General features: G+C 69.0%; 26 protein-coding genes. 4 read left to right on the plus strand and 22 right to left on the minus strand.

Annotated elements, in window-relative coordinates:
- Window positions 1-113: 113 nt before the first annotated feature.
- On the plus strand, window positions 114-536 hold the full coding sequence (gene mscL / locus CEQ11_RS10525) for a large conductance mechanosensitive channel protein MscL (protein ID WP_088478576.1): 423 nt from the start codon (window positions 114-116) through the stop codon (window positions 534-536).
- Between the two features lie 164 nt (window positions 537-700).
- On the opposite strand, the gene CEQ11_RS10530 is transcribed toward mscL, so the two are convergent.
- A complete protein-coding gene (locus CEQ11_RS10530) occupies window positions 701-928 on the minus strand; it encodes a hypothetical protein (RefSeq protein WP_067188367.1) in 228 nt (75 codons plus the stop codon).
- Between the two features lies 1 nt (window position 929).
- Entirely contained in the window at window positions 930-2,285 is a 1,356-nt protein-coding gene (gene glmM, locus CEQ11_RS10535) for a phosphoglucosamine mutase (RefSeq protein WP_193763020.1), read from the minus strand.
- Between the two features lie 251 nt (window positions 2,286-2,536).
- Here glmM and CEQ11_RS10540 point away from each other — a divergent pair, with 251 nt between their 5' ends.
- Entirely contained in the window at window positions 2,537-3,361 is an 825-nt protein-coding gene (locus CEQ11_RS10540) for a peptidoglycan recognition family protein (RefSeq protein ID WP_088478578.1), read from the plus strand.
- Between the two features lie 110 nt (window positions 3,362-3,471).
- On the opposite strand, the gene ppk2 is transcribed toward CEQ11_RS10540, so the two are convergent.
- Window positions 3,472-4,413, minus strand: a complete 942-nt coding sequence (gene ppk2, locus CEQ11_RS10545) for a polyphosphate kinase 2 (RefSeq protein ID WP_088479021.1) — start codon at window positions 4,411-4,413, stop codon at window positions 3,472-3,474.
- A gap of 328 nt (window positions 4,414-4,741) precedes the next feature.
- On the opposite strand from ppk2, the gene CEQ11_RS10550 reads away from it, so the two are divergent.
- Both CEQ11_RS10550 and CEQ11_RS10555 read left to right on the plus strand, forming a co-directional pair.
- The gene (locus CEQ11_RS10550) at window positions 4,742-6,226 is read left to right on the plus strand and encodes an amino acid ABC transporter substrate-binding protein/permease (protein WP_087133605.1); all 1,485 of its coding nucleotides are present in this window, start codon (window positions 4,742-4,744) and stop codon (window positions 6,224-6,226) included.
- Window positions 6,227-6,234: 8 nt separating this feature from the next.
- A complete protein-coding gene (locus CEQ11_RS10555; protein WP_088479022.1) occupies window positions 6,235-7,002 on the plus strand; it encodes an amino acid ABC transporter ATP-binding protein in 768 nt (255 codons plus the stop codon).
- Window positions 7,003-7,171: 169 nt separating this feature from the next.
- Here CEQ11_RS10555 and rpsI read toward each other — a convergent pair whose 3' ends face one another.
- The 19 genes from rpsI to rpsH form a co-directional block, all read right to left on the minus strand.
- The gene (gene rpsI, locus CEQ11_RS10560; protein ID WP_088478579.1) at window positions 7,172-7,660 is read right to left on the minus strand and encodes a 30S ribosomal protein S9; all 489 of its coding nucleotides are present in this window, start codon (window positions 7,658-7,660) and stop codon (window positions 7,172-7,174) included.
- Between the two features lie 38 nt (window positions 7,661-7,698).
- Entirely contained in the window at window positions 7,699-8,142 is a 444-nt protein-coding gene (gene rplM, locus CEQ11_RS10565; RefSeq protein WP_067188578.1) for a 50S ribosomal protein L13, read from the minus strand.
- Between the two features lie 283 nt (window positions 8,143-8,425).
- A complete protein-coding gene (truA, locus tag CEQ11_RS10570; RefSeq protein ID WP_088478580.1) occupies window positions 8,426-9,334 on the minus strand; it encodes a tRNA pseudouridine(38-40) synthase TruA in 909 nt (302 codons plus the stop codon).
- Complete coding sequence (locus tag CEQ11_RS10575) at window positions 9,334-10,131, minus strand: type II CAAX prenyl endopeptidase Rce1 family protein (RefSeq protein WP_227718847.1); 798 nt, start codon at window positions 10,129-10,131, stop codon at window positions 9,334-9,336. Before CEQ11_RS10575 ends, truA begins: the two co-directional genes overlap by 1 nt.
- 110 nt (window positions 10,132-10,241) lie before the next feature.
- A complete protein-coding gene (gene rplQ, locus CEQ11_RS10580; RefSeq protein ID WP_088478581.1) occupies window positions 10,242-10,976 on the minus strand; it encodes a 50S ribosomal protein L17 in 735 nt (244 codons plus the stop codon).
- Between the two features lie 68 nt (window positions 10,977-11,044).
- Window positions 11,045-12,043: a DNA-directed RNA polymerase subunit alpha gene (locus CEQ11_RS10585; protein ID WP_088479024.1), complete on the minus strand. Its 999-nt coding sequence runs from the start codon at window positions 12,041-12,043 to the stop codon at window positions 11,045-11,047.
- A 129-nt stretch (window positions 12,044-12,172) separates the two neighbouring features.
- Window positions 12,173-12,574: a 30S ribosomal protein S11 gene (rpsK, locus tag CEQ11_RS10590; RefSeq protein ID WP_067188395.1), complete on the minus strand. Its 402-nt coding sequence runs from the start codon at window positions 12,572-12,574 to the stop codon at window positions 12,173-12,175.
- Window positions 12,575-12,658: 84 nt separating this feature from the next.
- On the minus strand, window positions 12,659-13,027 hold the full coding sequence (gene rpsM, locus CEQ11_RS10595; protein WP_067188400.1) for a 30S ribosomal protein S13: 369 nt from the start codon (window positions 13,025-13,027) through the stop codon (window positions 12,659-12,661).
- Between the two features lie 285 nt (window positions 13,028-13,312).
- The gene (gene rpmJ, locus CEQ11_RS10600) at window positions 13,313-13,426 is read right to left on the minus strand and encodes a 50S ribosomal protein L36 (protein ID WP_088478582.1); all 114 of its coding nucleotides are present in this window, start codon (window positions 13,424-13,426) and stop codon (window positions 13,313-13,315) included.
- 33 nt (window positions 13,427-13,459) lie between these two features.
- Window positions 13,460-13,681 (minus strand): translation initiation factor IF-1, encoded by a 222-nt coding sequence (gene infA / locus CEQ11_RS10605; protein ID WP_067188402.1) that lies wholly within the window; start codon window positions 13,679-13,681, stop codon window positions 13,460-13,462.
- Between the two features lie 299 nt (window positions 13,682-13,980).
- Window positions 13,981-14,823: a type I methionyl aminopeptidase gene (gene map, locus CEQ11_RS10610; protein WP_088478583.1), complete on the minus strand. Its 843-nt coding sequence runs from the start codon at window positions 14,821-14,823 to the stop codon at window positions 13,981-13,983.
- 4 nt (window positions 14,824-14,827) lie between these two features.
- Complete coding sequence (locus CEQ11_RS10615) at window positions 14,828-15,448, minus strand: adenylate kinase (protein WP_088478584.1); 621 nt, start codon at window positions 15,446-15,448, stop codon at window positions 14,828-14,830.
- Between the two features lie 48 nt (window positions 15,449-15,496).
- Window positions 15,497-16,804 (minus strand): preprotein translocase subunit SecY, encoded by a 1,308-nt coding sequence (gene secY / locus CEQ11_RS10620; protein WP_088478585.1) that lies wholly within the window; start codon window positions 16,802-16,804, stop codon window positions 15,497-15,499.
- A gap of 162 nt (window positions 16,805-16,966) precedes the next feature.
- Window positions 16,967-17,419 carry a 50S ribosomal protein L15 gene (rplO, locus tag CEQ11_RS10625; RefSeq protein WP_088478586.1) on the minus strand — a complete coding sequence of 151 codons (453 nt, stop codon included), beginning with the start codon at window positions 17,417-17,419 and terminating at the stop codon, window positions 16,967-16,969.
- Window positions 17,412-17,636 (minus strand): 50S ribosomal protein L30, encoded by a 225-nt coding sequence (gene rpmD, locus CEQ11_RS10630; RefSeq protein ID WP_067188411.1) that lies wholly within the window; start codon window positions 17,634-17,636, stop codon window positions 17,412-17,414. Before rpmD ends, rplO begins: the two co-directional genes overlap by 8 nt.
- A 3-nt stretch (window positions 17,637-17,639) precedes the next feature.
- Entirely contained in the window at window positions 17,640-18,386 is a 747-nt protein-coding gene (gene rpsE / locus CEQ11_RS10635; protein ID WP_088478587.1) for a 30S ribosomal protein S5, read from the minus strand.
- Window positions 18,383-18,757 (minus strand): 50S ribosomal protein L18, encoded by a 375-nt coding sequence (gene rplR, locus CEQ11_RS10640; protein ID WP_088478588.1) that lies wholly within the window; start codon window positions 18,755-18,757, stop codon window positions 18,383-18,385. Before rplR ends, rpsE begins: the two co-directional genes overlap by 4 nt.
- On the minus strand, window positions 18,757-19,290 hold the full coding sequence (gene rplF, locus CEQ11_RS10645; protein ID WP_067188415.1) for a 50S ribosomal protein L6: 534 nt from the start codon (window positions 19,288-19,290) through the stop codon (window positions 18,757-18,759). The genes rplR and rplF overlap by 1 nt, the downstream gene beginning before the upstream one ends.
- 30 nt (window positions 19,291-19,320) lie before the next feature.
- Window positions 19,321-19,719, minus strand: coding sequence for a 30S ribosomal protein S8 (gene rpsH, locus CEQ11_RS10650; protein WP_088478589.1), 399 nt, complete (start codon window positions 19,717-19,719; stop codon window positions 19,321-19,323).
- Window positions 19,720-19,756: the final 37 nt, after the last annotated feature.

A 19,756-nucleotide genomic window follows, 5' to 3' on the forward strand; every position in this document is an offset into this window, starting at 1 on the left:
TGCCGAGCCCCGAGATCGGTGTGACGAACGTCAACACCCCCTGGGGCCGACTGTGTCCAGAACCACCTGTTTCCGCCTGCCTGCGAGGTCTGGGGCGCCCTATGATTCTTCTCATGCTTCAGGGTTTCAAGGACTTCATCATGAAGGGCAACGTCATCGACCTTGCCGTGGCCGTCGTCATGGGCGGTGCCTTCGGCGCCGTCGTGAACGCTCTCGTCGAGGCGGTCCTCATGCCGCTCATCGCCGCGCTCGTCGGCTCCCCGAACTTCGACGACTTCGCCGTTCTCGACATCAACGGTGTGGCCGTCAAGTTCGGCGTGCTTCTCACCGCGATCGTCAACTTCTTGCTCATCGCCGCCGCCATCTACTTCGTCGTCGTCATGCCGATGAACAAGATGATCGAGCGCCGCAACCGCAGGCTGGGCATCGACCCGGAGGTCGAGGAGCTGACCCCGGACCAGGCCCTGCTGACCGAGATCCGCGACCTGCTGTCCACCCAGCGCGGCGGATCCGTCAACGGCGAGCCGCGTTCCTGACGCGCCTCCTTCCCCCAGACCGCGGGGCCCGGTCGATCCGCACGGATCGACCGGGCCCCTTTTCTCTGCTGTGACAGTGCGGAGCCTCCGACGCGCCGACGGCCGGTCATCTCCACACGGGAGGTGACCGGCCGTCGTCGGGGTCGTCCGCCCCTCAGGGACCGTCAGGGCGCCGAGTCCGGGTCCTTGCCGCGCGGCTGGTCGCCCCGGTCCAGGCAGGGCGCCCAGGAGATCCGCGGCGTCTCCCCGCACTGGGGCAGCTTCGTCACGGCGAAGGCCGCGACGAGCAGGGCGGCCACCAGCAGGGTGAGGCTGACCAGCAGGGCCCAGCGGTGCGGCGGCCCGTCCGGGACCACCGGCACCTGATCGTCGCGGAGCTGCTCCGAAGCCACGTCAGTGGTGCAGGGCGAGCTCGCGCTTGACGACCTCGGCCAGCTCCTCCGCCTCGCGGCGCGCGACGTCTTCGTCCGGGGCCTCCACCATCACGCGGACGACCGGCTCGGTGCCGGAGGGACGGAGCAGGACGCGGCCCTCGGAGCCGAGGCGCGCCATGGCGGTGGAGACGGCCGCCTGAACCTCCGGGTCCTCGGCCGTGCGGGACTTGTCCACGCCGGAGACGTTGATGAGCACCTGCGGCAGGTGCTCCATGACCGTGGCGAGCTCGGACAGACGCTTGCCGGTGCCCGCCACTCGGGCCGCGATCTGCAGACCGGTCAGGACGCCGTCGCCGGTCGTGGCGTAGTCGGAGAAGATCACGTGGCCGGACTGCTCGCCGCCCAGGGAGTACGTGCCGTGCTTCATGCCCGCCAGCACGTAGCGGTCCCCCACACGGGTCTCCACGACGCGCACGCCGGCCTCACGCATGGCCAGCTTCAGGCCGAGGTTGGACATGACGGTGACGACGAGGGTGTTGTCCTTGAGCGCACCGCGGTCCTTGAGCGCGAGCGCCATCATGCCCATGATCTGGTCGCCGTCGACGACCTCGCCGTTCTCGTCCACGGCCAGGCAGCGGTCTGCGTCGCCGTCGTGGGCGATGCCGAGGTCCGCGCCGTGCTCCTTCACCGCGGCCCGCAGGGATTCCAGGTGAGTGGAGCCGCAGCCGTCGTTGATGTTCACACCGTCCGGGTCGGCGCCGATCACGATCACCTCGGCACCGGCGCCCTTGAAGGCCTCCGGCGAACAGCCCGAGGCGGCACCGTGGGCGCAGTCGAGGACGACCTTCAGGCCGTCGAGACGGTTCGGCAGCGACTTGAGCAGGTGGAGGACGTAGCGGTCCTCCGCGTCGGAGAAGCGGCGCACACGGCCGACCTCGGCGCCGGTGGGGCGGAGGGGCTCCTCCTGTTCCAGCCGCTGCTGGATGGCGTCCTCCTGCTCGTCCGAGAGCTTCTCGCCGCCACGGGCCAGGAACTTGATGCCGTTGTCCGGGGCAGGGTTGTGGGAGGCGGAGATCATCACGCCGAAGTCCGCGCCCAGGTCCGCCACGAGGAAGGCCGCGGCCGGGGTCGGCAGCACGCCGGCGTCCCAGACGTCCACGCCCGAAGAGGCCAGACCTGCCACGACGGCGGCGTTGATGAATTCACCGCTGATCCGGGGGTCGCGTGCCACGACGGCGATGGGGCGCCGCCCACCCTCGAACGCGTCGCCGCCGAGCACGGGGGCTGCGGCCTGGGCCAGGCGCATGGACAGTTCCACAGTGAGGGTCTCGTTGGCCAGGCCACGGACGCCGTCGGTTCCGAACAATCTAGTCATGATGCACGCCAGTCTACGTCCCCCGTGCCCGCGCGGAAGGTCTGCACGGCGCATCCGAACCTCCCGCCGCCCGCCTCCGGCCTCGGTACCAGAACGTCGCGCACCTCACGATCCGGGTCCGCCCGGAACCCCGGCGCTGCCGGAGCGGACGCGGTACCATGGGCGGTTGAATCAGGTCGTCGTCGGCGGTGGGCTTGCCCTTTCCGTCCGCGTGCGGCCCGTCCCGACCCCCTTTCGGAAGGCACCGACACATGGCGGAGGACCGCGAGAGCACCACCGAGCGCCCCTGGCCGCGGAGGACGGTGCTCGGCACCACCGGACTCGCCCTGGCCGGCACGCTCGCCGCGTGCACCGACGGCGACAGCGGCAGTGAGACCGGTGGCGAGGCACGGCCTGCCGGCGAGTCCGTCATGACGGACCCCACCGAGGAGCGTCGGAAGCTGCCGCAGCCGACCATCATCTCGACGGCGGAGTGGGGCGCCACCCAGCCGCGCTCCCACCTTCAGACCATCAACGAGCACCCCTCATACCTGGTCATCCACCACACGACCACCCCGAACGTCACCGACGGCTCGCGCGACGCTGCGATCGACCTCGCCCGTCGCGTGCAGAACGGCCACGTGGGCCAGGGCTGGGGCGACTCCGGCCAGCACTTCACGATGTCCCGCGGCGGCCACATCCTCGAGGCCCGCCACGGTTCGAAGAACGCCCTCGAGACCGGCGAGACCTTCATGCTCGGCATCCACGCCCTGGGCTTCAACGCCTATGCGCTCGGCATCGAGTGCGAGGGCATCTACATGGTGAACCCGCCGCCGCAGAGCCTGTACGAGGGCCTCGTCCACCTATGCGCGTTCATCTGCCAGCAGTACGACCTGCCCCCGAAGCGCATCATCGGTCACCGCGACCTGGTGAAGACCAGCTGCTGCGGCGATGCCTTCTACGCGAAGCTGCCGATCCTGCGCGACGACGTCCGCCGGTCTCTCGAGGCCGGCGAATACCACGTGTCCGAGGGCTTCGGCGCGGACAATCTCCTGGACGACACCCACGTCAACCAGGAATACCTCGACAGCCTCTGAGCCTGCTCCGGCAGGACGCACGACGGCGCCCCCCCCCCCCGCAGCTGCTGCGGGGGAGGGGCGCCGTCGTGGTTGCGAAGCACCTCCGGGACGTTCCGCCGGCGTTCAGCTCAGCGCACGCGCGGGAACGCGCCGTGACCGGTGTCCTCGTTCACCTCGGACAGCTCGGTGGCCGAGGCGCAGATCAGCGGATCCGGAGTCCGCACGATCGACTCGTCCTTGTTCGGGTACGGGAGGGTGTTGAGCACGTGGCGGATGGCCTCGAGGCGGGCCCGCTTCTTGTCGTTCGACTTCACGACCGTCCACGGCGCGTCGGCCGTGTGGGTGTAGAAGAACATGGCCTCCTTCGCCATGGTGTAGTCGTCCCACTTGTCCAGGGAGGCCAGATCGGTCGGGGACAGCTTCCAGCGGCGGACCGGGTCGGTCTCACGGGTGGCGAAGCGGTTCAGCTGCTCGTTGCGGGACACAGAGAACCAGAACTTGATGATGTGGATGCCGGAGTTCACCAGCATCCGCTCCAGCTCCGGGGTCTCCCGCATGAACTCCAGGTACTGCTGAGCGGTGCAGTAGCCCATCACCCGCTCCACTCCGGCGCGGTTGTACCAGGAACGGTCCATCATGACGATCTCGCCGCCTGAGGGCAGGTGCTGGATGTAGCGCTGGAAGTACCACTGCGAGGCCTCCTCCTCCGTGGGCTTCTCCAGCGCCACCGTGCGCGCACCGCGCGGGTTGAGGTGCTCGTTGAAGCGCTTGATGGCACCGCCCTTGCCGGCGGCGTCGCGGCCCTCGAAGATGATCAGGACCTTCTGGCCGGTCTCCTTGACCCACAGCTGCATCTTCAGCAGCTCGATCTGGAGCTGACGCTTGCGCCTCTCATAGGTCTTGCGGTCGAGCTTCTTGTCATAGGGGTAGCCCTCGCGCCACGCGTTCTTGTCCAGCTGCGGCAGGGCGGCGCTCGGGTCGAGCTTGCGCCCGAGCTCGGCGAGCTCATCGAGCTCGGCGGCGTAGTCCTCGGTGACGGCGAAGGCCTTCTGGTCCTGCCCGGACTCCATCTGGTGGCCGCCGGCGACGACGTCCTTGTTCTCGGCATCGCCCTTCTCGGACGACTTCGGGGTGGGCGTGCTGTTCTCGGCCACGGGCGGCTCCTCGGTGCTCCGGTCGGCAGGGCTCGCGTCGACTCCACGCACTGGCCTGTGCGGACGGTCCGGACGCGCTCATCCCGTCACGGCGCCTCTGCCGCGACGGCCGTCATTTTACTCTTCCTCTCCTGGACATGTGGGGTTTCTGTGTCCTCCACCACCAACCGGCTAGCATGGCACGACCGTCCTCCCCCGTGCCCACGCGGAGGTCGACGGCCATCGCCCCGACATGAGGAGACCCATGGTCACGCACCGTCAACGTCCATCCCCCCGGCGACGTCCTGCCGCGCCCCTCGTCCTGCTCGGCGTCCTCCTCGCCCTGTTCCTCTCGGCCTGCACCGCCGGCGGGGACACCGACTCCGGCGGAGCCGCGGACGGCCCCACCTACACGATCGGCACCGACTCCACTTTCGCACCCTTCGAGTTCCGAGGGCCGGACGGCGAGCTGACCGGCATCGACGTCGACCTCATGGAGGCGATCGCCGAGAAGCAGGGCTTCCAGGTCGAATGGGAGTCCATCGGGTTCAACGCCGCGCTGCAGGCACTGTCCTCCGACCAGGTCGACGGTGTGATCGCCGGCATGGGCATCACCGATGAGCGTGCACAGGTCTACGACTTCTCCGACCCCTACTTCACGTCCGAGCTGCAGCTCGCCGTGCCGGAGGGCAACGACGAGATCACGTCGTGGGAGGACCTCGAGGGCAAGACCGTTGCGGTGAAGACCGGATCCCTCTCCGAGGACGAGGCCAAGAAGAAGCAGGAGGAGATCGACTTCGAGCTCACCTCCCTGGACCAGAGCACCACGATGGTGCAGACCGTGAAGACCGGAAACGCGGACGCCCTCATGGACGACCGTCCCGTGCTGGCGTACGGGGTCACCCAGGGCTCCGGCCTGAAGCTGGTCGCCGAGCCCATCAATACGGGCAACTACGGATTCGCCGTCAACAAGGGGATGAACGAGCAGCTCCTCGCCGACTTCAACGCCGGTCTGGCCGAGCTGAAGGAGTCCGGCGAGTACGACGAGATCGTCGCCGAATATCTCGGCGACGCGGCCGGCGACGGCACCCCTGAGCCGCCGTCGTTCTTCGAGATGCTCACGCAGATCATGCCTGCCCTGCTCAAGGGCCTCCAGAACACCCTGCTGGTCACGGGCATCGCCTTCCTCTCCGCCATGGCCCTCGGCCTGCTCTTCGGCTTCATGAAGGTCTCCGGCAACGTCCTGCTGCGCGGCATCGCCAACATCTTCATCAACGTCTTCCGAGGCACGCCGCTGCTGGTGTGGGCCTTCTTCTTCTACTTCGGGCTCCCCGGCATCATCGGCGTCCCCGTGAACATCTGGGTCGCCGGCGTGCTGACACTCGCACTCAACGGAGCCGCCTACATCGCCGAGATCGTCCGCGGAGGAATCCAGTCCGTGGACGCGGGCCAGGCCGAGGCGGCACGCTCCCTCGGCCTGGGATACGGCAAGACCATGCGCCGCGTGGTCCTCCCCCAGGCGTTCACCATCATGACGCCGTCCCTGATCAACCAGCTGATCATCATGCTGAAGGACTCCTCGCTGCTGCTGGCCATCGGCTTCGCCGAGCTGCTGTACCAGGCCCAGCAGGTGTACGCGTCCAACTTCCGTGTGACCGAGGTGCTGTTCATCGTGGCCGCGATCTACTTCGTGGCCATCTGGCTCCTCACACAGCTGGCGAACTTCGTGGAGAGGAAGATCAACAAGTGAAGGCTCCCGTGAACGACACCCGACCCCGCCCGGAGGCAGAGTCCGCCGCCCCCAAGATCGTGGTGGAGGACCTGCACAAGCACTTCGGCGACAACGAGGTCCTCAAGGGCATCGACGCGACCGTGGCGGAGGGAGAGGTCGTCTGTGTGATCGGCCCCTCGGGCTCCGGCAAGTCGACGTTCTTGCGCTGCCTGAACCGGCTGGAGGACCTCACCTCCGGGCGCGTGCTGATCGGGGACGACGACCTCTCGGACGCCTCCGTGGACATCGACGAGGTCCGTCGACGCATCGGCATGGTGTTCCAGCACTTCAACCTCTTCCCCCACCTCAGCGTCGAGGAGAACATCACACTGGCCCCCGTCGAGCTCGGGCTGGCGACGAAGCAGGAGGCTCGCGCCACCGCTCAGCGGCTCCTGGAGCGCGTCGGGCTCGGGGACAAGGCCCAGGCACGCCCCCGATCACTCTCGGGCGGGCAGAAGCAGCGCGTCGCGATCGCCCGCGCACTGGCCATGAGCCCGGAGGTCATGCTCTTCGACGAGGCGACCTCCGCCCTCGACCCGGAGATGGTGGGCGAAGTGCTGCAGGTCATCCGTGACCTGGCCGACGAGGGCATGACGATGGTGCTGGTGACGCACGAGATGGGCTTCGCCCGCGAGGTCGCCGATCGCGTCATGTTCATGGCGGACGGACGGATCATGGAGCAGGACGTGCCCGAGCGCATCTTCGATGCGCCGCAGACCCCACGGCTCCAGGAGTTCCTTGCCAAGGTGCTCTGAAGGCACCCTGCGGCGGACGGCGGAGGCCCCCATCGGGGGTCGCCGCCGCAGGCCCCGGACACGGCCGTGGCCGGCCACCCCACACGGGGTGACCGGCCACGGTCTGCTGTGCCGGCGAAGCGGCCGGTCCGTCGCGGAGAGCCGGACCTGCCCCTCGCGGCGGCGAGGATCAGCGCTTCGAGTACTGCGGGGCCTTGCGGGCCTTCTTCAGGCCGGCCTTCTTGCGCTCGATGATGCGGGCGTCGCGGGTCAGGAAGCCGGCCTTCTTCAGGGCCGGGCGGTTGTGCTCGCGATCGATCTCGTTCAGCGCGCGGGAGATGCCCAGGCGCAGCGCACCGGCCTGGCCGGACGGGCCGCCGCCGTGGATGCGGGCGATGACGTCGTAGGCGCCCTCGACCTCCAGCAGGGTGAAGGGGTCGTTGACCTCCTGCTGGTGCAGCTTGTTCGGGAAGTAGCTGTCCAGGGTGCGGCCGTTGATGGTCCACTGGCCGGAGCCCGGGACGACGCGGACGCGGGCCACGGCCTCCTTGCGGCGGCCCACGGCGGAGCCGGCGACGGTGAGGGCCGGGCGCTCGGTGGCGGCCGGGGCGTCGGAGGTCTGAGCGGACTCGGAGGTGTAGCTGGTCAGCTCCACGCCCTCGTTCTCATTGATGGTCATGGGGTCTCCTTGAAAAGGTCTCGAAGGGCGGGCGCCGATTACTGGGCGACCTGGCCGATCTCGAAGGTCTTGGGCTGCTGGGCGGCGTGCGGATGCTCGGCACCGCGGTACACCTTCAGCTTGGACAGCTGCTGGGCGGCCAGGGAGTTCTTGGGGAGCATGCCCTTGACGGCCTTCTCCACGGCGCGCACCGGGTTCTTCTCCAGGAGCTCCTCGTAGGAGACGGACTTGAGGCCGCCCGGGTAGCCGGAGTGGCGGTAGGCGCGCTTCTTCTCGAGCTTGGCGCCGGTCAGGGCCACCTTCTCGGCGTTGATGATGATGACGTGATCGCCCATGTCCATGTGGGGGGCGAAAGTCGGCTTGTGCTTGCCGCGCAGCAGGATCGCGGTCTGGGAGGCCAGGCGGCCGAGCACCACATCGGTGGCGTCGATGACGTGCCACTGACGGTCGGCGTCACCGGGCTTGGGAGTGTACGTACGCACGTTGTCTGCCTTCATGGTCGGTAGTTCGGTCACAGCCGTGCCGGGCCGGGCGTGAGTCAGGCCTGACGCGGCTGTCAGTTCTCCGCGCGCACCGGGCGCCAGGTGAGGACTGGCGAGCATCCGGGCCCTGAACATCCGATGGGCGCCGGCGAGAACACGGCCATGCAACTGAGCCTCTCGCGGCGCGCCTGAATCCGGATGCGGACATGCGCAACGACATCACATCATATCGGTTCGCCACCCCGATTGCCACCGGGGGCGCTGTCGCCTTCCGCACGCGTCCTCAGGCATCCCCGTCGATCCGCGTGGCGTCGCGACGGGCCCGGGTGCCCTCCGCCCGGGAGGCGAGGGAGCCGTCGTCGGGGTATTCGACGTGGTCCAGGACCAGGGCATGCGGCGGGGCGAGACGGGACAGGGAGTCGCGGGCCTGCGCCTGAAGACGCTCGGCCATCCACCCCGGCTCCTGACGCCCCTCCCCCACAGCCACGGCCGCGGCGACGAGGGCGCGCACCATGTGGTGACAGAAGGCGTCCGCGCGCAGGCGGCACTCGAGCACCCCGTCCGAGCCGCGTTCCACGGTGAAGGACTGCAGCTCCCGGATGGTGGTCCCCTCCGGCCTCGGCCTGCAGTAGCTCAGGAAGTCGTGGAGCCCGACGACGGAACGCGCCTCCGCCTGCATCCTCGCCTCGTCCAGGGGCTCGCGATGCCAGTAGGTGTCCCGCCGGCGGAGGGGATCGCGGGTGTCCGGCCGGTCGCTGATGCGATAGCGATAGGAACGCCAGAGGGCCGAGAAGCGGGCGTCGAAGCCCTCGGGGGCGCGGACGGCCGAGCGGATGACGACCGCGTCCGATGCACGGCGGAGCACCCCGTGCAGACGCCGGACGAGGGTCTCCCCCGGCTCCAGGCCAGCGCGGCCGCGGACCAGGCCCTCCCACTCGGTCTCGCTGAGGTCGAGGTGGACGACCTGGTGGGCCGCGTGGACGCCCGCGTCCGTGCGACCGGCCACGACGGTGCGCACCGGTCGGCGCAGGATGGTCTCCAACGCGTCCTCGAGGGAGCCCTGCACGGTGCTCAGGCCAGGCTGGGCGGCCCAGCCGCGGAAGTCGGTGCCGTCGTAGGCGAGGTCCAGGCGCACCCGGACCAGACGCGGCTCCTCGCCGGTGGCCGACGTTGCGGCGGTGACGGCGGTCATCACACCAGCCCCGAGGCCAGCAGGAAGAGCGCGCCGCCGTGGGCGATGGTCGAGCCGAGCACGCCGTGGCGGATCGCGATCGCAGCGCAGACGAGCCCCTCGACGAGGGTGAAGGCCAGGATCGGCCAGCCGACCTCGGTCACGGTGGAGGCCAGGAAGACGTGGCAGGCGGCGAAGACCGCCGCCGAGGCCAGAGCCGAGCGCGCCACGGTGGTGTGGTGCTCCAGTTCGGACTGCAGCAGACCGCGGAACAGGACCTCCACGAGCAGGCCGGCGCAGAAGGCGAACACCAGCAGCGGGACGAGGATGCCGGCCGCCACGCCACCGCCACGGGCGTCGAGCGGGACGTCGCCGAACCCGAGTCCCGCCGAGAGGGCGGGCACCGAGCCGTAGAGGACCGCGAAGGGAAGGACGATCACAGCCGCACCGAGAAGTCCGACCGGGCCGGAGAGCCAAGCGCGGTCCGCCGTCCACCGCATCCCACGGGAGCGCTGCCGGAAGGCCGCCACCAGGCCGGCGACCGCCGCCAGAGCGAGCACGGACAGGCTGATCAGCTGGATCGGGTCCGAGGTGAAGCGCAGCCACAGGACGGCCCGATCCCCCGCCGTGCCGAACGTGAACAGACCGTGCCCGACCATGGCGTCGCGCAGCAGCACGACGCCGAGGATCGCCACGAGGACACGGGCGGCGACCATGCGCCCGGGCACGACCGCCAGGGCTGCGACCACCAGCAGCAGGCCCGGGGCCACGTCGATCAGGTAGGCCGCCAGGCTGTCGAGAGAGGGGTCGCCGAACACCCTGGCAGTGTACCGAGCGGAGACGGCGGGCACGGCGAAGGGGCCGCCCCCTCCACAACGGAGGGGACGACCCCTGGCGCGGTGCCGGCGTCAGCGCACCGGCGCGAAGATCACTCGGAGACCTTCTGGGCGGCCTCGCCGCCGGCCGGGGCGTAGCCCGCGGCCTTGGCGTCCTCGACGGAGGCGAACCAGACCTCGGCGGTGGTCTGGTCGTACCAGCGGGAGCCGGGCACGTGGTACTTCATGGAGTCCGCGTTGCCCTTGATGTCGGCGCCCTCCGGCGCCGAGCCGTCCTCGTTGGCCGGGATCGGGCCGTTACCGGTCGCGGCGGACTCGGTCGCGGCGGTCTCCTCGGCCGGAGCCTCGGCGACGGCCTGGGCCTCGTCCACCTGCGGCTCCGCCGGGGCGGCATCCGCCGGGGCCGCGGCGGTGGCCTGCTCGGCCTCCTTCACGACGGCCTGCTTGGCGGACACCGGGTCCATGACCAGCTCGATGACGGCCATCGGGGCGTTGTCGCCGTTGCGGTTGCCGATCTTGGTGATGCGGGTGTAGCCGCCGTCGCGCTCGGCCATGGCCGGGGCGATCACGGTGAACAGCTCGTGCACCACGGTCTTGTTCGTACGGTTCTTCGCGGCGATGATGCCCTGGACCTTGCGACGGGCCGGCAGGTCACCCTTCTTGGCGAAGGTGATGAGGCGCTCGGCGAACGGGCGCAGACGCTTGGCACGGGTGAGCGTCGTGGTGATCGACTTGTGCTCGAACAGCTGGGCCGACATGTTGGCCAGCATGATGCGCTCGTGGGCCGGGCTGCCGCCCAGGCGCGGACCCTTGGTGGGGGTAGGCATGGTGTTTCTCCTCAGGTGATCCCCGACCCCTCACGGGATCGGCGGACAGGTTTGGTGGTGCGTCGAGCTCAGTACTCGGAGAACGGATCGTCGTCCATCTGCTCGGCGTGGGCCTGCGGGTCGTAGCCGGCGGGCGAGTCCTTGAGGGACAGACCGAGCTCGTAGAGCTTCTCCTTGACCTCGTCGATGGACTTCGCGCCGAAGTTCCGGATGTCCATCAGGTCGGCCTCGGAGCGGGCCACGAGCTCACCCACGGAGTGGATGCCCTCGCGCTTGAGGCAGTTGTAGGAGCGCACGGTGAGCTCCAGCTCCTCGATCGGCTGTGCCAGGTCCGCGGAGACGGCGGCGTCGGCCGGGGCCTCGCCCAGGTCGATGCCCTCGGCCTCGACGTTGAGCTCGTGGGCCAGGCCGAACAGCTCGACCAGCGTGGAGCCTGCGGAGGCCACGGCGTCACGCGGGAGCATGGACTCCTTGGTCTCCACGTCCAGGATCAGACGGTCGAAGTCCGTGCGCTGCTCCACACGGGTGGCCTCCACCTTGAAGGTGACCTTCAGCACCGGCGAGTAGATGGAGTCGATCGGCATGCGACCGATCTCGGAGTCGGCCAGCTTGTTCTGGGCCGCGGTCACGTAGCCGCGGCCGCGCTCGATGGTCAGCTCCATCTCGAACTTGCCCTTCGCGTTCAGCGTCGCGATGTGCAGGTCCGGGTTGTGGATCTCCACGCCGGCCGGCGCGGTGATGTCAGCGGCGGTGACGACGCCCGAACCCTGCTTGCGCAGGTAGGCGACGACCGGCTCGTCGTTCTCCGAGGAGACCGAGAGCTTCTTGATGTTGAGGATGACCTCGGTGACATCCTCCTTGGCACCGCTGATGGTGCTGAACTCGTGCAGCACACCGTCCACGCGGATGCTGGTCACGGCAGCACCGGGGATGGAGGACAGCAGAGTGCGGCGCAGGGAGTTGCCGAGGGTGTAGCCGAAGCCGGGCTCCAGAGGCTCGATGACGAACCGGGAACGACGATCGGAGACAACCTCTTCGGTCAGCGTGGGGCGCTGTGCAATGAGCACGGACATTTCCTTTCGGCGGGCGTCCGCCATATGACGCACGCAGGGGGTGGAAACGAGTTCTATGGGTGGGCAGGTCCGAGGACCTGTCCCCGCGCCCCTCAGGCGAGGGCCACGGGGACTCGACAGGTGTCAGACGCGACGGCGCTTGGCCGGGCGGGCGCCGTTGTGCGCCATCGGGGTGACGTCCTGGATGGAGCCCACCTCGAGGCCTGCGGCCTGCAGGGAGCGGATCGCGGTCTCGCGACCGGAGCCCGGTCCCTTCACGAACACATCGACCTTGCGCATGCCGTGCTCCTGCGCACGCTTGGCGGCCTGCTCGGCGGCCATCTGCGCGGCGTAGGGGGTGGACTTGCGGGAGCCCTTGAAGCCGACCTCGCCGGAGGAGGCCCAGGCGATCACGGCGCCGGTGGTGTCGGTGATGGACACGATGGTGTTGTTGAACGTGCTCTTGATGTGGGCCTGGCCCACGGTGATGTTCTTGTTTGCCTTGCGACGCGGCTTGCGAACCGCTGCGCGAGTCTTCGGGGGCATGGATATCTCCTACGGGAAAGCTGGGGTGGATCTACCTGCAGCGCCTCGACCCGTCCTGTGCGGCGGGGGCCGTGGCGCCGGGGATCACTTCTTCTTGCCGGCGACCGTCTTCTTCGGACCCTTGCGGGTACGGGCGTTGGTCTTGGTGCGCTGGCCGCGCACGGGCAGGCCGCGACGGTGACGCAGGCCCTCGTAGGAGCCGATCTCGACCTTGCGGCGGATGTCGGCGGCGACCTCGCGGCGGAGGTCGCCCTCGACCTTGTAGGTGCCCTCGATGTGGTCGCGCAGCTTCACCAGCTGCTCGTCCGAGAGGTCCTTCACGCGGATGTTCGGGTCGACGCCCGTTGCCGCCAGGGTCTCCTCGGCGCGGGTCCTGCCCACACCGTAGATGTACGTGAGTGCGATGATCACGCGCTTCTCGCGCGGGATGTCAACGCCTGCAAGACGAGCCATATGGCCGCCCTCCTGTTCCTTCTGCAGCAGGGGTCTGCACCAGTGACGTCCCGCCCACGTGGCCTGGTGGCCTGCGCGGCCCGTTGCACGGCACCGGGGAAGTGTTCCGGTGTGGATCCGTGCCGGCGGCCCCGCCGCGAGCGGTCTCCGGCCCCTGCGACCGGAGGTTGCGTCCGCGCTCCGCCCGCAGGCGGTGGACGCTGTCCTGATGTCTCGGCCCTGATGGCCGATGTGAATATGGGTGATGTGCACTCAGGCGGCGCCGCCCCGAACCGGGGCGGACGCTCAGCCCTGGCGCTGCTTGTGGCGCGGGTTCGAGCAGATCACCAGCACGCGGCCCTGACGGCGCACGACCTGGCAGTTGTCGCAAATCCGCTTCACGCTCGGCTGAACCTTCACGGTTCCTCCTCTTGCGCTCGCTTGTCGGACGGTTTACTTGTAGCGGTACACGATGCGACCCCGGTTGAGGTCGTACGGGCTAAGCTCGACCACGACCCGGTCCTCGGGGAGGATGCGGATGTAGTGCTGACGCATCTTGCCGGAGATCGTCGCGAGCACGATGTGCTCGTTCTGCAGGCGGACCCGGAACATTGCATTCGGCAATGCCTCGGTCACCGTGCCCTCGACCTCGATGACACCTTCCTTCTTAGCCATGTCCTCCACAATCGTTGGGCCCCGCCTCGCCAGGGCACAGGCCCTCGCGCGATGGGACAGGAATGGGTTCGACCCACCTCCGCCTGGACAGGCAGAGGCACAGTCAGCGCCCCAGCTTACCCCAACTCAGCATTGATTCCAACCGCCGACGGCGTCGCGGAGCGCTGCGGAGGTCGTCACCTGCCACTGCCCCGGTGAACCGGTGACGACGGTCGCTCGCCCTGCGAAGGCGAGGGGCCGTCGTCGGGGTCTGGACCAGCACCTCCCCGCAGGCCGAGCGCCGGCCGCGGATGCCGGGATCACTCCCCCGGCGGCACCGGGGTGACGCCGAAGCGCGCGAGCTCGGAGGCGCCACCGTCCGGCGCGGTGAGCACCCACACTCCCCCGCGATGCCGGCAGACGCTGTGCTCCCACTGGCTGGCCCGCCCGCCGTCCGTGGTGACGACCGTCCAGTCGTCCTCCAGGGTGACGGTCTCGATGCCGCCGCGCACGAGCATCGGCTCGATCGCCAAGGCCATGCCCGGCTGCACCTTGGGGCCGCGGTGCCCGGTGCGGTAGTTGAAGACGTCCGGCGGCATGTGCATCTTCGAACCGATGCCGTGGCCGACGTAGTCCTCGAGGATGCCCAGCGGGGGCCCCGGCTGCTGGCTGACGAAGTCATCGATCGCGTCACCGACCTCGCCCACGTTGCTCGCCGTCGCCAGGGCGGCGATGCCCACCCACAGGGCCTCACGGGTGATCTCGGACAGCCGCTCGTCCTCCGGGTCCGCCGTGCCGGCCTCCGAGGAGCCGAGGATCACCGTGCGCGCGGAGTCGGCGTGCCAGCCGCCCACGATCGCGCCGCCGTCGATCTTCACCACGTCGCCGGACTGCAGCACGCGCTCGCCCGGGATCCCGTGGACGACCTCTTCGTTCACCGACGTGCAGATCGTCGCCGGGAACCCGTGGTAGCCGAGGAAGTTGGACGTGGCGCCGTGCTCGTCCAGCACGGCACGGAACACCTGGTCCAGCTCTGCGGTGGTCACCCCGGGGGCCGCCGCGCCGACGGCGGCGTCGAGGGCGCGCGAGAGGACCACCCCCGCGCGCTGCATGGTCTGCAGCTCGGAGGTGGTCTTCAGCTCGAGGGAACGACGCGCGAACACCCGATCAGGCCTCCTCGGAGCCCTGGTCCACCACCGGCAGGGTGCCGGTGGCCGCACGCACGGAGTAGACGGCCTGCAGCAGGCGCTCGGTGACGTCGTCCACCTGGCCGGTGCCGTCCACACGGGTGACGATGCCGCGGTCCTGGTAGCTCTCGATGACCGCCGCGGTCTCCTGGTGGTACAGGTCGAGACGGTGGGTGATGACGTCCTCGGTGTCGTCGGGGCGGCCCTCGATCTCAGCGCGCTTGAGCAGGCGAGCGACGAGCTCTTCGTCCGGGACGGTCAGCTCGACCACGACGGAGAGGGCGTGGCCCGAGTCCTTGAGCATGGAGTCCAGCGCCTCCACCTGTCCGGCGGTGCGCGGGTAGCCGTCCAGCAGGAAGCCGGAGGACGCGTCCGGCTGCGCGATGCGGTCGGCGACCATGCGGTTGGTCACCTCGTCCGGGACGAAGTCGCCGTTGTCGATGTACCGCTTGGCCTCCACGCCGAGCGGGGTCATCTCCTTCACGTTGTGGCGGAAGATGTCACCCGTGGAGATCGCCACGATCCCCAGCTTGTCGGCGATCCGGGCGGCCTGGGTGCCCTTGCCGGAGCCGGGAGGGCCCATGATCAGCATGCGAGTCATTTCTTGTTCCTCACTGTCGGGATCGGTGGAGGGGGTCGTGGGTCCGGTTCAGCGCAGCAGGCCCTCGTAGTGACGCTGCTCCATCTGGGCGTTGATCTGCTTCACGGTCTGCAGGCCGACGCCCACCATGATCAGGATCGAGGTGCCGCCGAACGGGAAGTTCTGGTTGGCGTTGATCAGCACGAAGGCGATCAGCGGGATCATCGCGACCACGCCCAGGTACAGGGCGCCCGGGAAGGTGATGCGGCTGATCACGTACTCAAGGTACCGCTCCGTGGGGCGGCCCGCACGGACGCCCGGGATGAAGCCGCCATAGCGCTTCATGTTGTCCGAGATCTCCTTCGGGTTGAAGGTGATGGACACGTAGAAGTACGTGAAGCCCACGATCATCAGCAGGTACAGGGCCATGTAGACCGGGTGGTCGCCGCCGGTGAAGTACTCGGCCAGGAACGTCACCCAGGCCGGCGGGTTCGAGCCGTCCTGCGGGGTGTTGAACTGGACCAGGATGCCTGGGAGCGTCAGCACGGAGGACGCGAAGATCACGGGGATCACTCCGGCCATGTTCACCTTGATCGGGATGAACGTCGAGTGGCCGGAGAGGGTGCGGGAGCCGATCTGCCGCTTGGCGTACTGGACCGGGACGCGACGCTGGGACTCCTCCACGAAGACGACCGCGAGCATGGTCAGCAGACCGATGACCATGACGATCAGGAACGTGCGGACGCCCTGGGTCTGCCACACCTGGCCGATGCCGGACGGGAAGCCGGCGGCGATGGAGGCGAAGATCAGCAGGGACATGCCGTTGCCGACGCCGCGCTCCGTGATCTGCTCGCCCATCCACATCACGAGGACAGTGCCCGTGGTGAGGACCAGGACGACCATGAGGACCGTGACGATGGAGTCGTTCACGAGCAGCGGCAGCTGGCAGCCCAGCAGCGCGCCGGTGCGGGCCAGCGACGCCATGGTGGTCGACTGCAACAGGGCCAGCGCCAGGGTCAGGTAGCGCGTGTACTGGGTCAGCTTCGCCTGGCCCTGCGGGCCTTCCTGGTGAAGCTGCTCGAAGCGCGGGATCACCACGCGCAGCAGCTGCACGATGATCGACGCGGTGATGTAGGGCATGATGCCCAGCGCGAAGATGGAGACCTGCAGCAGCGCGCCGCCGGAGAACATGTTCACGAACGAGTACAGGCCACCGGAGGCGTTGCCCGCTGCCAGACACATCTGCACGTTCCCGTAGTCCACACCCGGCGACGGGATGAAGGCGCCCAGCCGGTAGATGGCGATGATGCCGAGCGTGAACCAGATCTTGCGCTGCAGGTCTGGCGTCCGGAAGATCCGGCCGATGGCCTTGAACACGCGTCCTCCTGTGTGCGGTCGGTGTGGTGGTCCCCGCCTCTCGACGCGACGGGCTGTGGCACCGCCCACGCGGACCACCAGGGCAGTCTACACGGCGATGCAAGAGGCCCCCGGCCCCCAGGCGGACCTGGGGATCGGGGGCCTCTGTGCGACCGCGGGGGGTCAGAGGGTCTCGGTGGACCCGCCCGCGGCAGCGATCTTCTCCACGGCCGAGGCGGAGAAGGCGTGGGCCTTCACCTGCACGGCGACGGAGATCTCACCGGAGCCGAGCACCTTGACGGGGTGGTTCTTGCGGACCAGACCCTTCTCGACGAGGGCCTCGACCGAGACCTCGCCGCCCTCCGGGAAGGCGGTGTTCAGCTTGTCCAGGTTCACGACCTGGTACTCGGTGCGGAACGGGTTCTTGAAGCCGCGCAGCTTCGGCAGACGCATCTGCAGCGGAAGCTGGCCGCCCTCGAAGCCCGGACGCACCTGGTAACGGGCCTTGGTGCCCTTGGTGCCACGGCCGGCGGTCTTGCCCTTGGAGGCCTCACCGCGGCCCACGCGGGTCTTCGCGGTCTTGGCGCCCGGGGCCGGACGCAGGTCGTGGATCCGGATGGCGTCGTTCTCAGCCATTGCTGACCTCCTCCACGGACACCAGGTGCGGCACGGTGTTCACCATGCCGACGGTCGCCGCGTCGGCCTTGCGGGTGACCTGGTGGCCGATCCGCTTCAGGCCCAGCGAGCGCAGGGTGTCGCGCTGGTTCTGCTTCACGCCCGAGACGCCGCGGGTCTGGGTGATGACCAGGGTGGCGTCCGAGGGCTGGATGTTCTTACGGGTGGGCTCAAACATGGCTCAGGCACCTGCCTTCTCGGTGCTCTTCTGGGCGCGGTCGGCCTCCATGGTGCGCAGCATGGCGTGGGGGGCGATCTCGTCCAGGGCCTTGCCGCGGCGGGCGGCCACGGCCTGGGGCTCCTCGAGCTTCTTGAGGGCGTCCACGGTGCCGCGAACGATGTTGATGACGTTCACGGAGCCCATGGACTTGGACAGCACGTCGTGGATGCCGGCGCACTCCAGCACGGCGCGCACCGGGCCGCCGGCGATCACACCGGTACCCGGGGAGGCCGGACGGAGCAGCACGACGCCGGCGGCGTCCTCACCCTGCACGAGGTGCGGGATGGTGGAGCCGACGCGCGGGACACGGAAGAACGACTTCTTGGCCTCCTCCACGCCCTTCTGGATCGCGGCGGGGACCTCCTTCGCCTTGCCGTAGCCCACACCGACCATGCCGTTGCCGTCGCCGACGACGACCAGGGCGGTGAAGCTGAAGCGACGGCCGCCCTTGACGACCTTCGCCACGCGGTTGATGGCGACGACGCGCTCGAGGAACGCGTCCTTGTCCTCGTCCTGGGCGCCACGACGGTTGCGGTCGTCGCGACGGCCGCCGCGGCGATCGTCGCGGCCGCCGCGGCCGTTGTCACGACCACCACGGCCGCCGGAACGCTCGGTGGACTGGCCGGCCGAGCCGGCAGCGGTCTCGGCGACAGCGGTCTCGGTGTTCTCGGTCACCTGGGTGTCCTTCTGGTTGTTGGTCTCGGTCACAGCTGCAGCCCACCCTCTCGGGCGCCGTCGGCGACGGCGGCCACACGGCCGTGGTACTTGTTGCCACCGCGGTCGAACACGACGGATTCGATCCCCGCAGCCTTCGCACGCTCGGCGACGAGCTCGCCCACGCGCTTGGCCTTGGCGGTCTTGTCGCCCTCGAATGCACGCAGGTCCGCCTCCATGGTGGAGGCCGAGGCCAGAGTGCGGCTCTGGGTGTCGTCGACGACCTGCACGAACATGTGGCGTGCAGAGCGGTTCACGACCAGGCGCGGACGGGCGGTGGTGCCGGAGATCCGCTTGCGGACACGGAGGTGGCGGCGGGTACGGGCGTTGAACTTGCCCTTGCCCTTCACCTTCAGAGTAGACATCACTTACCTGCCTTTCCGGCCTTGCGGCGGATCTGTTCGCCCGCGTAGCGGACGCCCTTGCCCTTGTACGGGTCCGGGCGGCGCAGCTTGCGGATGTTGGCGGCGGTCTCGCCGACCTTCTGCTTGTCGATACCGGAGACGGTGACCTTGTTGCCCTCGACGGCGAAGGAGATGCCCTCCGGGCACTTCACCGGAACCGGGTGGGAGTAGCCCAGGGCAAACTCCAGGTCCTGGCCCTTGGCCAGCACGCGGTAGCCGGTGCCGATGACCTCGAGCTGCTTGGAGAAGCCCTCCGTCACGCCCAGGATCATGTTGTTGATCAGGGTGCGGGACAGGCCGTGCAGGGAACGGGACTCACGCTCGTCGTCCGGACGGGCCACGGTGACCTGTCCGTCCTCGAGGGTGGCCGTGATCGGGGAGGGCAGGGTGTGCTCCAGCTGGCCCTTCGGGCCCTTCACGGTGACGCGGGCGCCGTCGATGGTCACATCGACGCCGCTGGGAACGGTGATCGGCAGACGTCCGATTCGCGACATGTCAATACAGCCTTTCTTCGGTCTCGTCCGTCACCAGACGTAGGCGACGACTTCGCCGCCGACGCCCTTCTTGGCGGCCTGCCGGTCGGTCAGCAGACCGGAGGAGGTGGACAGGATGGCGATGCCCAGACCACCCAGCACGTGCGGGAGGTTGGTGGACTTCGCGTACACGCGCAGACCCGGCTTGGAGATGCGGCGCAGGCCGGCGATGGCACGCTCGCGCTGCGGTCCGAACTTCAGGTCGATGATCAGCTTCTTGCCGACCTCGACCTCCTCCTCGCGCCAGTCGGCGATGTAGCCCTCGGCCTTGAGGATGTCGGCCACGCGGGTCTTCAGCTTGGACGACGGCATGGACACGGTGTCGTGGTAGGCCGAGTTCGCATTGCGCAGACGCGTCAGCATGTCTGCGACGGGATCGGTCATGGTCATGTGGGCTTCACGCCCTTTCTCGCCGCGGTTTCCCGCT

This window comes from Micrococcus sp. FDAARGOS_333 (assembly GCF_002206575.2).
Lineage (GTDB): Bacteria > Actinomycetota > Actinomycetes > Actinomycetales > Micrococcaceae > Micrococcus > Micrococcus lylae.

Bases quoted from the DNA above. Each gene is read 5' to 3' on its own strand.
- mscL (WP_088478576.1), top strand. From the start codon at position 114: ATGCTTCAGGGTTTCAAGGACTTCATCATGAAGGGCAACGTCATCGAC.
- glmM (WP_193763020.1), bottom strand. From the start codon at position 2,285: ATGACTAGATTGTTCGGAACCGACGGCGTCCGTGGCCTGGCCAACGAG.
- CEQ11_RS10540 (WP_088478578.1), top strand. From the start codon at position 2,537: ATGGCGGAGGACCGCGAGAGCACCACCGAGCGCCCCTGGCCGCGGAGG.
- ppk2 (WP_088479021.1), bottom strand. From the start codon at position 4,413: ATGGAGTCCGGGCAGGACCAGAAGGCCTTCGCCGTCACCGAGGACTAC.
- CEQ11_RS10550 (WP_087133605.1), top strand. From the start codon at position 4,742: ATGGTCACGCACCGTCAACGTCCATCCCCCCGGCGACGTCCTGCCGCG.
- rpsI (WP_088478579.1), bottom strand. From the start codon at position 7,660: ATGACCATCAATGAGAACGAGGGCGTGGAGCTGACCAGCTACACCTCC.
- truA (WP_088478580.1), bottom strand. From the start codon at position 9,334: ATGACCGCCGTCACCGCCGCAACGTCGGCCACCGGCGAGGAGCCGCGT.
- rplQ (WP_088478581.1), bottom strand. From the start codon at position 10,976: ATGCCTACCCCCACCAAGGGTCCGCGCCTGGGCGGCAGCCCGGCCCAC.
- rpsK (WP_067188395.1), bottom strand. From the start codon at position 12,574: ATGCCCCCGAAGACTCGCGCAGCGGTTCGCAAGCCGCGTCGCAAGGCA.
- rpsM (WP_067188400.1), bottom strand. From the start codon at position 13,027: ATGGCTCGTCTTGCAGGCGTTGACATCCCGCGCGAGAAGCGCGTGATC.
- infA (WP_067188402.1), bottom strand. From the start codon at position 13,681: ATGGCTAAGAAGGAAGGTGTCATCGAGGTCGAGGGCACGGTGACCGAG.
- CEQ11_RS10615 (WP_088478584.1), bottom strand. From the start codon at position 15,448: ATGACTCGCATGCTGATCATGGGCCCTCCCGGCTCCGGCAAGGGCACC.
- rplO (WP_088478586.1), bottom strand. From the start codon at position 17,419: ATGGCTGAGAACGACGCCATCCGGATCCACGACCTGCGTCCGGCCCCG.
- rpmD (WP_067188411.1), bottom strand. From the start codon at position 17,636: ATGTTTGAGCCCACCCGTAAGAACATCCAGCCCTCGGACGCCACCCTG.
- rplR (WP_088478588.1), bottom strand. From the start codon at position 18,757: ATGTCTACTCTGAAGGTGAAGGGCAAGGGCAAGTTCAACGCCCGTACC.
- rplF (WP_067188415.1), bottom strand. From the start codon at position 19,290: ATGTCGCGAATCGGACGTCTGCCGATCACCGTTCCCAGCGGCGTCGAT.
- rpsH (WP_088478589.1), bottom strand. From the start codon at position 19,719: ATGACCATGACCGATCCCGTCGCAGACATGCTGACGCGTCTGCGCAAT.